Annotated in this window: 11 protein-coding genes; 6 read left to right on the forward strand and 5 right to left on the reverse strand. The window is 71.7% G+C overall.

Annotated features, from left to right (window positions below):
* Window positions 1-65 precede the first annotated feature (65 nt).
* On the reverse strand, window positions 66-887 hold the full coding sequence (locus tag ABT048_RS01450) for a lipase family protein (protein WP_350519223.1): 822 nt from the start codon (window positions 885-887) through the stop codon (window positions 66-68).
* Window positions 888-1,160: 273 nt separating this feature from the next.
* Between ABT048_RS01450 and ABT048_RS01455 the strand changes: the two genes are divergently transcribed.
* Window positions 1,161-2,249, forward strand: a complete 1,089-nt coding sequence (locus ABT048_RS01455) for a branched-chain amino acid aminotransferase (RefSeq protein WP_350519224.1) — start codon at window positions 1,161-1,163, stop codon at window positions 2,247-2,249.
* Between the two features lie 65 nt (window positions 2,250-2,314).
* On the forward strand, window positions 2,315-3,049 hold the full coding sequence (locus tag ABT048_RS01460; protein WP_350519225.1) for a TetR/AcrR family transcriptional regulator: 735 nt from the start codon (window positions 2,315-2,317) through the stop codon (window positions 3,047-3,049).
* Between the two features lie 129 nt (window positions 3,050-3,178).
* On the opposite strand, the gene ABT048_RS01465 is transcribed toward ABT048_RS01460, so the two are convergent.
* Both ABT048_RS01465 and ABT048_RS01470 read right to left on the reverse strand, forming a co-directional pair.
* A complete protein-coding gene (locus ABT048_RS01465; RefSeq protein WP_350519226.1) occupies window positions 3,179-4,816 on the reverse strand; it encodes an amidohydrolase in 1,638 nt (545 codons plus the stop codon).
* 144 nt (window positions 4,817-4,960) lie between these two features.
* A complete protein-coding gene (locus tag ABT048_RS01470; protein ID WP_350519227.1) occupies window positions 4,961-6,412 on the reverse strand; it encodes an APC family permease in 1,452 nt (483 codons plus the stop codon).
* Window positions 6,413-6,784: 372 nt separating this feature from the next.
* On the opposite strand from ABT048_RS01470, the gene pstS reads away from it, so the two are divergent.
* Window positions 6,785-7,921 (forward strand): phosphate ABC transporter substrate-binding protein PstS, encoded by a 1,137-nt coding sequence (pstS, locus tag ABT048_RS01475; protein ID WP_350519228.1) that lies wholly within the window; start codon window positions 6,785-6,787, stop codon window positions 7,919-7,921.
* A 163-nt stretch (window positions 7,922-8,084) separates the two neighbouring features.
* Here the strand turns inward: pstS and ABT048_RS01480 are convergent, their stop codons facing one another.
* Window positions 8,085-9,050, reverse strand: coding sequence for a GNAT family N-acetyltransferase (locus tag ABT048_RS01480; protein WP_350519229.1), 966 nt, complete (start codon window positions 9,048-9,050; stop codon window positions 8,085-8,087).
* Between the two features lie 64 nt (window positions 9,051-9,114).
* Complete coding sequence (locus ABT048_RS01485) at window positions 9,115-10,326, reverse strand: MFS transporter (protein ID WP_350519230.1); 1,212 nt, start codon at window positions 10,324-10,326, stop codon at window positions 9,115-9,117.
* 687 nt (window positions 10,327-11,013) lie between these two features.
* Here ABT048_RS01485 and ABT048_RS01490 point away from each other — a divergent pair.
* Genes ABT048_RS01490 through ABT048_RS01500 form a run of 3 tightly spaced genes read left to right on the forward strand, consistent with a single transcriptional unit; the run spans window position 11,014 to window position 14,305 of the window.
* A complete protein-coding gene (locus tag ABT048_RS01490) occupies window positions 11,014-12,306 on the forward strand; it encodes an argininosuccinate synthase-related protein (RefSeq protein WP_350519286.1) in 1,293 nt (430 codons plus the stop codon).
* Window positions 12,307-12,341: 35 nt separating this feature from the next.
* On the forward strand, window positions 12,342-13,106 hold the full coding sequence (locus tag ABT048_RS01495; RefSeq protein WP_350519231.1) for a hypothetical protein: 765 nt from the start codon (window positions 12,342-12,344) through the stop codon (window positions 13,104-13,106).
* Complete coding sequence (locus ABT048_RS01500; RefSeq protein ID WP_350519232.1) at window positions 13,103-14,305, forward strand: ATP-grasp domain-containing protein; 1,203 nt, start codon at window positions 13,103-13,105, stop codon at window positions 14,303-14,305. The genes ABT048_RS01495 and ABT048_RS01500 overlap by 4 nt, the downstream gene beginning before the upstream one ends.
* Window positions 14,306-14,315 lie beyond the last annotated feature (10 nt).

The raw sequence follows: 14,315 nt of genomic DNA on the forward strand, positions 1-14,315 counted from the left end.
GTCGCGGGGCCCGGTCGGCGGGGCCCCGGTCAGCCGAAGGCCGAGGGCCGAATCAGACGGCCAGGTCAGTCGAGGTTCTTCTCCAACGCGGCGAGGTAGTTGCGCATCATGTGGTCACGGATGCCCTCCCCGGTCGGCGCGAAGGCCGCCTCGCCCAGCCCCTTGGCCCTCCCCGCGAGTGCGGCGACCAGTCCGGTGTCCTCCTGGATGCGGCCCGCCGCGTCGAACCGGCGCAGCTCCGGGACGTGGGTGAACGCGGGCTCTGGCGGCAGCTGGGGGACGATGTCGTTGTTGTTGACGAACCGGTGGGTCCGGCCCCGGAGGCCCTTGTCGTAGGCGTCCGCCAGGGCCCGGTCGCAGGTGCGCGGCTGCCCGAAGGTGACCACGCCGTCCGCGCGCAGCCGAGGCTCCTCCAGGTAGAGGCGGGCCGCGACCAGCATCGCGAGCGCGCCGCCGAGGCTGTGCCCGGTGAACCAGAGGTTCTGCCCGTGCGTGCGGAGTTCCCCGATGCTCTTGGCGACGTCGGGGAAGACCGATTCGAGGGCTTCGGCGAAGCCGTGGTGGACGTAGCCGGTTCGCGCGGGGCCGGGCCAGGGCGGGGTGGTGGAGTCGGTGAGCCAGTCGCGCAGTTCGCGCGGTTCGGTGCCGCGGAACGCGACGACGATCATCCGGTCGCTGCTCATGGTGTACGCCTGGGTGTCCTGCAGCGGGAACGGCGGGGTGAACGCGGTCCGGTGGTGCCGCACGTCGTCGAAGCCCCAGGCGCGGGCCTGCTCGTCGACGACGGTGTCGTCCTGGTAGGCGAGTTCGGCCGCCTTGGCCAGGCAGTAGGCGTGCGGCAGGCTGTAGCCGGCCGCGCTGTGGTCGAAGGTGGTGGGTACGGCCACGGTGGGCGCTCCGTTCGATGAGGGCGGGCGGGCGGCCTGAGCCGGGCCCGCGAGGGGGGACTGCCTCTCTTCGTAACCGCCGCCGCCCCGGCTGCCCCCGCGACGCCACGCCCCACTCACTCGAACAGGCCCGCGGCGGCGGCGGTCCGGCGGCCTCGGGCGACGTCCCCGTGCGACGTATACCGTCCGACTGACGGCCGTTAGCATGACGGGTGAGGCGCCGGAAGTCGGTGTCCGGTGGGCGGATTCCGCCACGGAGCTGAGGAGTTGACGATGGGTCGCGCATTCCCTCTGGTTCGGACGACCGCCCCCGTTCCGGAGGCGGAACGACGCGCCGTCCTCGCCGCTCCGGGCTTCGGCAAGCACTTCACCGACCACATGGCCACCGCCACCTGGACGCCGGGCGAGGGCTGGCACGAGCGCCGGGTCGGCCCGCTGGCGCCGTTCTCGCTGCACCCGAGCGCGTCCGTGCTGCACTACGCGCAGGAGATCTTCGAGGGGCTGAAGGCCTACCGTCACGCCGACGGCAGCGTCTGGCTGTTCCGGCCCGAGTTCAACGCGCGCCGCTTCGCCCGGTCCGCCGAGCGGCTCGCGCTGCCCGTGCTGCCGGAGGAGGACTTCCTCGCGAGCGTCGAGGAGCTGGTCCGCGCGGACGAGGCGTGGGTGCCGGCCCCCGACGGCGAGGCGAGCCTCTACCTGCGGCCGTACATGTTCGCCTCGGAGGCCTTCCTCGGCGTCCGGCCCGCCGAGGAGGTCACCTACTCGGTCATCGCGAGCCCGGCCGGGCCGTACTTCGCCGGCGGGGTCACCGGCATCACGCTCTGGGTCAGCACCCGGTACACCCGCGCCGGGCGGGGCGGCACGGGCGCGGCCAAGTGCGGTGGCAACTACGCCTCCAGCCTGGCCGCGCAGATCGAGGCGAAGCAGCACGGCTGCGATCAGGTGCTGTTCCTGGACGACACCGGCGGCGAGGGCGGCCTGGAGGAGTCCGGCACGATGAACCTGTGCCTGGTCACCTCGGCCGGGGAGCTCGTCACCCCCGAGCTCGGCACCATCCTCGACGGCGTCACCCGGGACTCGATCCTGACCCTCGCCGCCGAGTTCGGCCTGACCCCGGTCGAGCGCACGGTCGGTTTCGCGGAGCTGCGCGCCGGCGCCGCCGACGGCACCGTCACCGAGGTGTTCGCGGCCGGCACCGCGGCGGTGATCACCCCGATCGTCGCGTTCAAGGGCGAGGGCTACGAGTTCACCGTCGGCGGCGGCGCGCCCGGCAAGCACACCCTCGACATCCGCGCGCACGTGCTGGACATCCAGTACGGGCGGGCCGAGGACCGGCACGGCTGGCTGCGGCGGGTGCTCTGACCGGCCGGCGGCCCGCCGCGCCCGCCCCCTTCTCTACGTCAACGCGGTTGGCATAACCTGCGGGCATGACCGATCGCGTGGTCCCCGAACCGCAGCGGAGGCGTCGGCGCCCCACCAAGCAGGGCGTCGTCCTCTCCGCCGAGCTGATCGTCGACACCGCGCTGCGCCTGATCGGACAGCACGGCGCCGACGCGCTCACCGTACGACGGCTCGGGGCCGCGCTCGGCGCCGACCCGAGCGCGGTCTACCGCTACTTCCACAGCACCGACGACCTGCTGATCGCCATCGCCGACGAGCTCATCGGCCGTGCCCAGCACGGCTGGCAGTCCACCGGCGACTGGCGGGCCGACCTGCGCGCCATCGGCCTGCGCATCCACTCCGCGTACCAGGCCCATCCGCAGGCCGCCCTGCTCGCCGCCCACCGCACCACCGGGCGCGCCCACGAGACCGCCGCCGTCGAGACCATCCTCGGCATCCTGCGCACCGCCGGCTTCCCCGACCCGGAAGCCGTCCGGATCTACCACGCCTTCGTCGACCAGAGCCTCGGCTTCGCCGCCCTGGACGCGGCTGCCCTCGCCCTCCCGGCCCCCGCGGCGGCCGCGGACCTCGGGGTCTGGCAGGCGTCCTACGCCCGCCTCGACGCCACCACCCACCCCCACATCGCCGCCACCGCCGGCCTGCTCACCCGCGACATGCGCCGCAGCGGCTACCCGTACGCGCTGGACCTCCTCCTCGACGCCGCCGAGGCCCGCCTGCGGACGGCGGAGCCCGGCCAGGCGGAGCCCGGCCAGGACGGCTGACGGCTGACGGCTGACGGCTGACGGCTGAGGACTACGGGCTGACGACCGGCACCGGCCCACAGCGTTCGGCGGGCACGGCTCCGCCGGTGGCGGGCGCCGTGCGCCCACCACCGGCGGCCGTCACCCGGCTCAGTCCGCCGCGTGCACCAACTCCCCGCCCACGTACGTCCGCAGCACCCGGGCGTGCGCGATCTCCTCGGTCGGCCCGGTGAGGATGTCCCGGTCCAGCACGACCAGGTCCGCGAGCCACCCGGCCGCCAGCACGCCCGCGTCGTCGTGCCCGTTCACGTGGGCGGACCCGGCCGTGTACGCGGCGATCGCGGAGCCCGGGTCGAGCCGCTGTTCGGGCAGGAAGACCCGTCCGTCGGTGGCGTCCGGCTCCATCCGGTTGACCGCCACGTGCAGGCCGGCCAGCGGGTCCGGGCTGCTCACCGGCCAGTCGCTGCCCGCCGCCAGGGTGGCGCCCGCGCGCTGCAGGGCGCCGAACGGGTACTGCCAGGCGGCGCGTTCCGGGCCGAGGAAGGGGATGGTCAGCTCGTCCATCTGCGGCTCGTGGGCGGCCCACAGCGGCTGGATGTTGGCGATCGCGCCCAGCTGCGCGAAGCGGGCGAGGTCGTCCGGGTGCACCACCTGGAGGTGGGCGAGGTGGTGCCGGGCGCCGCGCCGCCCGTTGGCGGCGCGGGCGGCCTCGACAGCGTCCAGCGCCTCGCGGACGGCCCGGTCGCCGAGCGCGTGGAAGTGCACCTGGAAGTCGAGCGCGTCCAGTTCGGTGACGTACCCGCGCAGCGCGACCGGATCGACGAAGCTGAGGCCGGAGTTGGCGGTGGCGCAGCCGCAGCCGTCCAGGTAGGGGGCGGTCATCGCGGCGGTGAAGTTCTCCGCGATGCCGTCCTGCATGATCTTCACCGATCCGGCCCGGAACCGTCCGTGACTCAACTCCTCGCGCCGCCGTACGAGTTCGGGGATCTGCTCGGCGCCGCGGTCGCGTCGCCACCAGAGCGCGCCGGTCACCCGGGCGGTCAGGGCGCCGGAGCGCGCCGCGGCGAGGTAGGCGTCGGACGGGTCCGGCTGGCCGTTGAACTCGCCGAGCAGTGCGTCCTGCCAGCCGGTGATGCCGAGCGAGTGCAGCAGCTGCTGGGCGCGCAGGAGCCCGTCCAGCCGGTCGGCGGCGGTGGAGGGCGGGATCAGCCGGGCGACCAGCGCGGTGGCGCCCTCCTGGAGCGTTCCGCCCGGGGTGCCGTCGGCCTCGCGTTCGATCCGCCCGTCGGCCGGGTCAGGGGTGTCGCGGGTGAGGCCGGCGAGCTCCAGTGCCCGGGTGTTGGCCCAGGCGCCGTGGTGGTCCCGGTTGGTGAGGTACACCGGGCGGTCGGGGACGACGGAGTCGAGCAGGTGCCGGGTCGGCAGTCCGCCGTCGAAGCTCTCCATCGACCACCCGCTGCCGGTGATCCACTCCTGCCCGGGGTTCGCCTCCGCGTACGCCCGGATCCGCTCCAGGTAGTCGGCGACGCCGACCGTCCCGGTGAGGTCGCAGGTGGCCAACTCCGTTCCGCCGAAGACCGCGTGGATGTGCGCGTCCTGGAAGCCGGGCAGCAGCAGCTTGCCGGTGAGGTCCACGACCTCGGTCCTGGGCCCGATCAGTTCCCGGACCTCGTCGTGCCCGACGGCGGCGATCCGCTCGCCGACCACCGCCAGGCCGGTCGCCCTCGTCCGGGCGGCGTCACCGGTGTGGACGGGTCCGCGGGTGAAGACCAGATCGGCCTCGGTCATGGGTGGTGCTCCGTTCTCGTGTCGCACGGTTCGTCGTTGCGGGCTTTCCGGCTCCGGCTCCTTCGCCTTCCGCCCTCGTCCTCGTCCTCGTCCTCGCGCTCGCCTTCGCCTTCGCCTTCGCCTTCGCCTTCGCCTTCGCCCACGCTAGGCCTCCTGCGCGGCCGGCGCGTCGCACGCCGTCGGCTCGTTCTGCGGGAAGTACGGCGAACGCCGCCGCCAGCGGGCCCAGGCCGCCGCCGGCAGCCCGGTGACGATCATCAGCGTCACCACGGTCAGCTCGAACCACCCGTTGTCGGCAGCCAGTTCGAAGTGGTCGGTGGAGTCGTAGAAGGTCCAGGCGAGGTAGCCGCCGACGGCGAGCAGCGCGCCCGCGCCCAGCAGCGGGCCGACCACCGCGCGCAGTCCCTGCACCGGGTCGGTACGCAGCAGTCCGCGGAACCGGACGGCGGCGGCGACGGCGGTCAGCGCGTAGTAGAGCGCGACGATGACGCCGATCGCGTTGACGGCGGCGGAGATGAGGTCGTTGACGGTAGGGATGGCGATCGAGGCCAGGGCCAGGGCGACGGCGACGCCGGTGATCAGCAGGGTGCCGACGGCGGGTGTGGCGTGCCGGGGGTGCAGCCGGGTCCAGACCGGTCCGAGCACCCGGTCGCGGCCCATCGCGTACAGGCCGCGGGCGGTCGGGATGACCGAGGACTGCAGGGACGCCACCGCGGAGAACATCAGTGCGATCAAGGGCAGTGCGGCGAGCGGCTGGTGGGCGAGCTTGGTGCCGAAGTAGGTCAGCCCGTGCGCGCCATTGTCCGCCAGCTCGCCGAGTGGCAGCACCCGCTGGAAGGCCGTGCCGGCCAGCAGGAACAACGCCAGCATCACCACCAGGGCGAGCGTGCCGGCCCGGGAGGCGTCGCGCGGGTCGCGCACCTCCTCGCCCACGCTGAACACCGACTCGAAGCCCCAGTAGCAGAACACCGCCAGCACCATGCCCTGCGCGACGGCGTCGAAGGACGGGATGTCGAAGGGGTTGAACCACTGCGGCGAGAAGGGCTGGTCACCCGCGAACAGCCCGTACCCGCAGAAGCCGAGCAGCACGGCGTACTCGAACACCAGCAGTGCCTTCTGGAGCCGGGCGGCCATGTCGAGCCCGCGCACGGCGACCAGCGCGGCGCCGATCAGGATGACCAGGCCGAGCAGGGTGCACTGGACGGTGGAGTCCGCGTCCAGCCGCAGGCCGGCGACGCTGCGCAGGTGCGCCTCGCCGAGCAGCTGGATGACCGACGAGCCGGTGACGGTGGTGGTGTACGCCATGAACACCACCGTGCCGACCGTGTTCACCCATCCGGTGAGGAACCCCAGCCAGGGGCTGAGGGTGCGGCCGACCCAGCGGTAGCTGGAGCCGGCGTCCGGCTCCACCGCGTTCAGCCGCCCGTACCCGCCCGCGATGGCGAGCACGGGCAGGAAGGCCAGCAGCATGATCGCCGGCAGGTGCAGGCCGACCACGCCGGCCATCAGGCCCAGGCCGATCCCGATGCTGCTGGTGGCGGCCGTACTGGACGCGGCGATCACCGCGCCGTCCAGCAGGCCGAGGGACTGTCGCATCGCGACGTGGGAACTGCTCGCGCTCGCTCTCGGGCCGCTGCCCGTGTCCTTCACCGTCGATGCCAACGGATCACCGCCTAGGTCGTGGGGGTGCACGTGTGGGGGAAGCACGTGTGAGGGGGACGCACGCGCCGGGAAGGCGTGTGCGGAAGGTGCGAGTCATGAAACCGGTGACGCCGAAACACGTCAATGCTGTTGTCATAAGCCCGACACGCCGCGGCTTTGCCCTCCGTCCGCCTTCCCGACACCGAGGATTCACGTGCGGACGGAAGCTGCGTTCACCTCGGTTGTCGACGTTCCTTCCGCTCACGGCCGTCGACCCCGTCGACGGGACCCCGTCGACGATGCTGTGTCAACGAGAGGGAACCACCGATGCTCCAGCGCAACCGCCGGTCCGCCACCACCCTCGGCCTGAGCGCGGTCGCGCTGGCCGGCGCCCTGTCGCTCACCGCGTGCGCCAGCGACGACAACAAGACGGGGACCACCACCGCGAACGGTTCCGCGGCCACCGGCGGCACCCCCTCGGTGACCTGCGGCAAGGGCGGCACGCTCCTCGGCGCCGGCTCCACGGCGCAGGCCAACGCGATGGACCTGTGGAAGACCACGTACTCGGCCGCCTGCCCCGGCACCACCATCAACTACAGCGGCGGCGGCTCCGGCGCGGGCATCCAGCAGTTCACCCAGGGCAAGGTCCAGTTCGCCGGCAGCGACTACGTGCTCAAGCCCGCCGACGTCGAAGCCTCCAAGGCGGTCTGCACCGGCGGCAAGGCGATCGGCCTGCCGATGGTCGGCGGCCTCGTCTCCCTCGTCTACAACATCAACGGCGTCGACAACCTCGTCCTGGACGGCCCGACCGCCGCCAAGATCTTCAACTCGCAGATCACCAAGTGGAACGACCCGGCCATCGCCGCCCTCAACCCGGGCACCAAGCTGCCGGACGCCGAGATCCAGTCCTTCCACCGCTCCGACGACTCCGGCACCACGTACAACCTGACCTCGTACTTCGCCAAGACCTCCGGCGGCGCCTGGCCCGCGGCCCCGGACAAGGCCTGGAAGGGCACGGGCGGCCAGTCCGCCAACGGCAGCGCCGGCGTCTCCGCCCAGATCAAGCAGGTCGACAACTCCATCGGCTACGTCGAGCTGTCCTACGCCCAGATCAACAACCTCAAGTCCGCGAAGATCTCCACCGGCGCCGCCCAGCCCGTCGAGGCCACCGCCGCCAACGCCGCCAACACCTTCGCCACCTCCACCGTCGTGGGCACCGAAGGCGACCTCGCGCTCTCCCTCGACTACGGCACCAAGGCCGACAACGCCTACCCGATCGTCCTGGTCACCTACGAGGTCGTCTGCGACAAGGGCAACAAGCCCGACAGCCTCGACACCCTGAAGTCCTTCTTCACCTACACCATCAGCGACGACGCCCAGAAGGCCATCGGCGACAAGGGCTACGTCCCCCTCCCCGGCACCATCAGCAGCCAGGTCAAGACCGCCGTCACCACCCTCGCCTGACCCACCCCCGCCCGCCGGGGGACTATCACGATCTAGGTGTACGGCACCCGGTTGGGCTAGGTGTTGATCTTCCTGGCGGGCGTGGGCCGGGTGGCCTACGCCCGTCCGGCTGACAGGCGTCCGTCGAAGGCGATGTCGAAGGCGTTGAGGGCGGCGGCGTGGGTCAGGGAGTGGAGGCGTTCGGGGCGAGCGTCCGCGACCGGCGGAATCCGGACCCGTGGAACCGGGCGAGGAGTTCGTCGTGCGGGAAGTCCGTGAGGACGAGGAGGTCGTGGATGCCGCCCCGCACCGCATCGGGCCAGGCCGGCGGGTGTCCGCGGTGGCCTCCCCAGGTGACCAGGAGGGACGGGTCGGGCAGTGACCGCAGGGTGAGGATGCGGTCGGCGAACTCGCCCGCGAGGGACGGGTCGAGGAGTTCGGAGGGCACGGGCGTGAAGCCCATGCGGCTCTTGAAGGTGAACAGTCCCGGCTGCACGACGTGCCCGAAGAGCGCAGGGTCGTTGCCGAGGGAGACGTAGGTCAGTCCCTGCCCGCGGGCGTACGCCATGGCCTCCGCGTAGAGCGCGCGCAGCGCGCGGCCGGACCGCGCTCCGGGCGATGCGGCCGAGAAGCGCATCTGCAGGACCGAGAGCCCGGGCCGCTTCCACCAGATCGAGCCGGCGAGCAGGGTGGTGCCCTCCCACAGGCTCACGTTCACGTGCTCGTCGGCCGCCGCGAGCAGGCGGTCCCGGTGGCGGCGGGCGAAGTTCTTCCCTCGGGGCATGTCCGCGATCTGCTGGTCGTAGACGGCCAGGAAGTCGTCCATGTAGTCCGCCGTGAGGCCGGGCCGAACTGTCAGCCGTAGTCCGTACTCCTGGACGAAGCGGCGGCCGAGGCGGATGTTCCGGCGTTCGGTGCCGGAGAGCCCGTCGGCGAACTCCTCCTCGGAGCCGAGGACCGGGGCGCACCAGTTCAGCCACCGCGGGCGTGCGATGAAGCCCAGTCGGGCGATGACGCCGTCCGGCACGCCCTCGGAGTCCAGCAGCCGGACCACGTCGACGGCCGCGCCCGCCCTCTCCCAAGCCCGTTCCTCGGCTTCTTCGAGGTCGACCGAAGCGACAACGAGGTGGTCCTGTTCGACGATCTCCAACGCGCCACCCCTACAGTCCGATTCGTACGGTGCGGTTCATGAACCGGGGAAGTGCGGTTCGTGGTCACTGCGGGACCGGAATCAGGACGGCGTCCCTTTCCCGGCGCCTGGTGTAAACGGCCCAGATCGCGATCGCGATCGCCCACAGGGCCAGGGTCGGCAGCCATTGGTAGTAACCGTCGAACCGGCTCGCCCAGGCGTACAGGAAGCCGGACAGCGGCACCGCACCCGTGATGAACATGCGAATGGTCGCATTCACCCGGCCGGCGAATTCGGGAGGAATGGCCTCCTGCCGATAGGTGATGGATGCGACATTGCTCACCGCGACGGCGAAGCATTCCACCATGAATCCACCGATGCGCACCGGGAGAACGGGGACGGCGACGAGCGCGAGGCCTCCGAATGCTGCGACCTGCACTGCCAGGATGCGCCGTTCCGTACTCCACCGGGGAAGAATGGAAGGAGCGAACCGGCTGGCGACAGCCCCCATGAAGAGCCCCGTGGCCATCAGCATCGAGATGACGCTCGTGTTGACCTTCTGACGTGCGAACTCGGCGATGAGTGCCGGCTCCAGCTGGCCGATCGAGATGTTGATGAGCGACATGGTGACCACGAGCCAGAGGATGTCCCGCTTCGCCACCCAGCGGAATCCGACCGCGAGGTCACGGCGGAGTTCCATCACGGTCTGGGTGGCGGCGACCCTCGGCAGGACCATGGCCACCAGGGCTGCCAGCACGTACAGGCCGGCGATGCACAGACAGGCGACGGACGGGCCGAAGACCGCGAAGCCGACGCCGCCCAGGAGCAGGCCGATCACCTTCGACAGCTCCACCGCCGAGTTCAGTTTGGCGACCGCCGTGGGACGGGCCGGCGCGCTGATCAGCAACGGGATGAGGACGAACTGGCCGGTGATGGTGCAGGCCACGCTGCCCACGCCGGAGAGCAGGACCAGGAGCGCCACGGCCGGCGGGCTGGAGAGGGTGAGGGCGAGCACGGCCAGGCAGACCGTCTGCTGGAGGAGCCCCAGAACCAGCACCGTCCGCCGGTCGAACCGGTCGATGACCGATCCCACGAACGGGGACGCCACGTAGCTCACGCCGCGGAGTGCGAAGAGGGCCAGGGACATGGCCACCGAGTCGGACTCGGTCAGCACGGCCAGCGGGACCACGATCCCCAGTTGCCAGTCGGCGACCTTCGAGAGCACCGATGACGCGATGAGGACGCGCAGCACCCTGCTGTCCGACGTCCGGCCGGCGGGCGCGGGATTCCCGGTCACAGTGCACCTCCGACGTGCCACGCGAAAGCACCGTGCCGCCGGTGGCGGTCACGGTGCGGGGATAAGGAAGGTGTGTCGGAGAGCCCGGCCGAAGCGGGGACGGAATTCGAGCAGAGCAGAGAAATGCACCTCACTCGAACCCCCCGGTTTCGACTGACGCACTCGGGCTGGTGAAAGCAACCAGAGCCCGAGCAAGATCGCACCCATCATGACCACGCCTGCAGTGACATGTCAAGCATCGCCCGACAGGGCAGGCGTGACAGAACCGTGCGGAGCCGGTGAACACCCCAGCTCTGCCCCGCTTTGGCGAGTTTCCGTCCCATGCGCCAGCTTTGCGGTCGACCACCCCCTGGCCAACTCCGTTCTCACATAGATCTGTTGACTCCCAAAGCCGGGTCTGCCTATGCTCAACGCCGCGAATTGATCATCGAGCATTCCATCCGGACGCACAGCAGAGCACTTCAGAGGGCTCTCCAGAGGGCGCTTCAGGCGGCGCTTTCCCCTCGTCAGTCGGTGTACGCAAGCCCCCCCCCTGAGGAGTCGACCCGTCCCGGGCGTTCCGGACCTCTCGGGGCTCCAGGCGAACCGCTTCCCGTGTCGACTTCGACTTTCGGTTGCTCTTCGCGAGCGGACACCACCCCTTCCCCGGCGGCTGAACCAGAAGGACGTGACGTGAGAACGAGGACAGTGCGCTCCTTTCGCGACATCACACCTCGCGAGGTCGACTGGCGGCGCCCTGTCGTGACGCTGTTCAGCGGCGGCCTGGACAGCTCCTACCTCCTGTACCGGCTGGTGGAGGCCGGGGCCACCGACGTCCACGCCGTCAGCGTGGACGTCGGCGGCGACGAGAGCCGGCAGGAGCTCGGCCGGATCACCGACAGCCTCGGCGTCCGACTGCACGTTCTCGACGAACGCGCTGCATTCGCCCGCGAGTTCGTCGCTCCGGCGATCGCCGCGCACGCCGTCTACCTGGGTTCGTACCCCATCAGCTCCTCGCTGAGCCGGCCGCTGTTCGCCCGCGCGGCTCTGCGCACCGCCGAGGAGTTGGGCGCCGAGGTCATCCTGCACACGGCCAACCGCTCGCAGAACACCCTGCGCCGACTGAACGGCGCGCTCGACCAGTTGGGGTTCCGCGGCCGGTTCGGGAGCCCGTACGAACTGGAGCCGGTGCACCGCGAGAAGAAGACCAAGGAGCTGCGGGCCATCGGCCTGGAGGAGATGGCGGAACGCTCGGCCAGTGCCGACTCCAACCTGTGGTGCCGGGAGTTCGAGTCCGGGATCCTCGACGACCCCGAGAACCACCAGGTCCCGGAGTCCTGCTTCCGTTGGACCGCCCGGCGGCCGACGGCCGGAGCGGAGACGGTGGAGGTCGCCTTCGAGTCCGGTGTCCCGGTGGCCGTCGACGGCCGGCGCATGGACCTCGTCGAGCTGATCGGCACCCTGAACCGGATCGTCGGCGCCCACGGACTCGGCCGGCACACCGGATTGGAGCACCTGCCCGGCGGGGCGAAGGTCCTGGAAGTGCGCGAGGCCCCCGCGGCCTGGCTGCTGATGGCCTCGCACCGCCACCTCGAAACCGCCACCCTCGACGCCGAGACGCTCAGGGAGAAGCTGCACCTGGAGCAGCTCTGGGTGCGCGAGGCGGTGGAGGGCCGGTGGTTCGGCCGACTCCGCTCCGCCTGCCAGGCGTTCGCCGCCGAGCTCGCCGGCCCCGTCACCGGGACGGTCCGCTGGCGGCTGGCCGACGGCCGGACGACGACCGAGTCGATCGTCGCCGAGAACCCCCGGTACGTCCGCAGCCGGGAGGACTGGGAACTGGCCGGCGTGCGGGAGGAGGCCGCGCACTTCGCCGCGGACCCGGTCGGCGGGATCGGCGACGGGCCCCCCACCGGGGGCGGGGGCGGGGGCGGGGGCGGGGGCGCAGCCGGACAGCGGATCGGCGACGGGATCGACGACAGCATCGGGGGAACGAAATGGTAGCGGCGAGCACAGCCGGGGAGGCCGACGGTCGCACCGTGGTCCTGATCGACGCGACGGCGCCCGTGGCGAGCGCCGCGCACGCTCTGGGCTGCCGCGTCGCCCTGGTGCAGCGGCCCGGCTCACCGGTGCACGAGCTGGCCGGGGACGAGACCGACTACTACTCGGTCGACTTCGAGACCCGGCCCTCAGCCGACCCCGCCTACTTCACCGACTTCGTCGACACCGTACTGCGCCCGCTGAACCCGGTGACGGTCCTCTCGCTGACCGGGGCCGGAGCCCTGGCGGCGGCGACGGCCAATGCCCTGCTCGGCACCCCGGGCACGCCGGTCGACGCGGTGAAGGCCCTGGCCGCGGCCGGTGATCCCGAAGTCGGCGACGGGGAGCGGGTGTTGCGCGCCCACACCTTCACAACGGACGGGGCGCACCGATGGGTCGCCGCGATGGAGGAGGGGGGTTCCCCCACACGGCCCGAGCAGGTGCTCCCCGAGCGGGCGCTGCCGCCCGAGGAGTACGGCCCGGCACTGGCGGCACTGACGGGACTGCTCGACGCATCGGGCCTGCCGGCCGGTCCCGCACTCGTCCGCCTGGCCCTGCGCGACGGCGGCGTGCGGATCCTCACCGCGAGCCACGGCACGGGGACCGACGACGAGAACGACCTGATCCGACGACTGACGGGCTTCGACCTGATGAGCAGCTCGCTGCGCCGACCGCTCGCCGTCCCGGCAGCACCGTCCGCCGCCGGGCCGCCCACCCCCGCAGAACCGTGCGCCGCGGGGAACGCCGGGGAGGCGGGGCGATGAGCAAGCCGGCCGCGCTCTTCATCAACAAGCACCACTACTCGCACTTCAGCCGGGGCGGCGCGCACATCCTGCCGGTCACCGAGGTCGACATCCACCTGGTCACCCGCTACCGGGCCCACGGCGGACTCGACGGCTTCGCGGACCACCCGCTTCCCCACGTCGCCGTCTGCGAGACCGAGGACTTCGACCGCTGGCGGGACCTCTGCTCCTGGACCCTGCGCCACCACCCCATCGACCGGGTCATCGCCGTGCACGAGCGGGCCGTGCTGCTCGCGGCGGAGATGCGCTCGACGTTCTCGTTGCCCGGGATGGACTACGAGACCGCGGTGCGCTTCCGCGACAAGCTGCGCATGAAGGAGGTCATCCGGGAGGCCGGGGCGGCCGCGCTGCCCGCCTTCGCGGCGCTCGACCGGCCGACGGACCTCGACCGGGTGGACTGGACAACCGGCCGGAAGGTGATCAAGAGCCGGTGGGGGCTCGCCGCCAAGGACCTGTACATGGTGGACTCCCTCGACCAGGCACGCGCGGTGGTGGCGGGCCTGGACCTGTCCGGCTCGCACTACGAGATCGAGGAGTTCGTCAAGGGCCGGATCTACCACTGCGATTCGGTGGTCGTGGACGGCGAGATCCGGTTCGCCAGTGTCGGCACCTATCTGACGGACCCGGCGGGCTACTCGCCGGGCGGCGTCTTCGGCACCGTCCTGGTCGACGACCCGGACCTGCTGCGGCGCATCCGCGCGATGAACGCGTCCGTCCTGGCCGCTCTCGGCCTCAAGGACGGCACCACGCACCTGGAGCTGTTCCGCACGGACTCCGACGAGCTCGTCTTCTGCGAGGTCGCCGGCCGCCCCCCGGGCGGGGTCATTCCGCCGGTCATCCAGTGGCAGTACGGGTTCAACATCGTCGAGACCCAGATCCGCCTCGACGCCGGGCTTCCGGTGACGCTCGGTACCGGCCCCGCCACCGGGACCTGCGGCTTCATCGCGTTCTACCCCGGCGGGGGTGAAGCCCGCGGAGTGGACCCCGGGCGGTTCGCCGACCTCGGCGTCGTGGAGCACATCGAGCACCACGGGGCCGGGAACGGGCGGGGCGGGGTGCGGCACTCCACCGACTTCCTCGACTCGTACGTGCTCAGGGCTCCCGACGAGGCCACGCTCATGGCCGGGATCGCCGGCATCCAGAACGAGTACTGGCGGTGAGCCAGCGGCC

The organism is Kitasatospora sp. NPDC096140 (assembly GCF_040303045.1).
Classification (GTDB): Bacteria; Actinomycetota; Actinomycetes; order Streptomycetales; family Streptomycetaceae; genus Kitasatospora.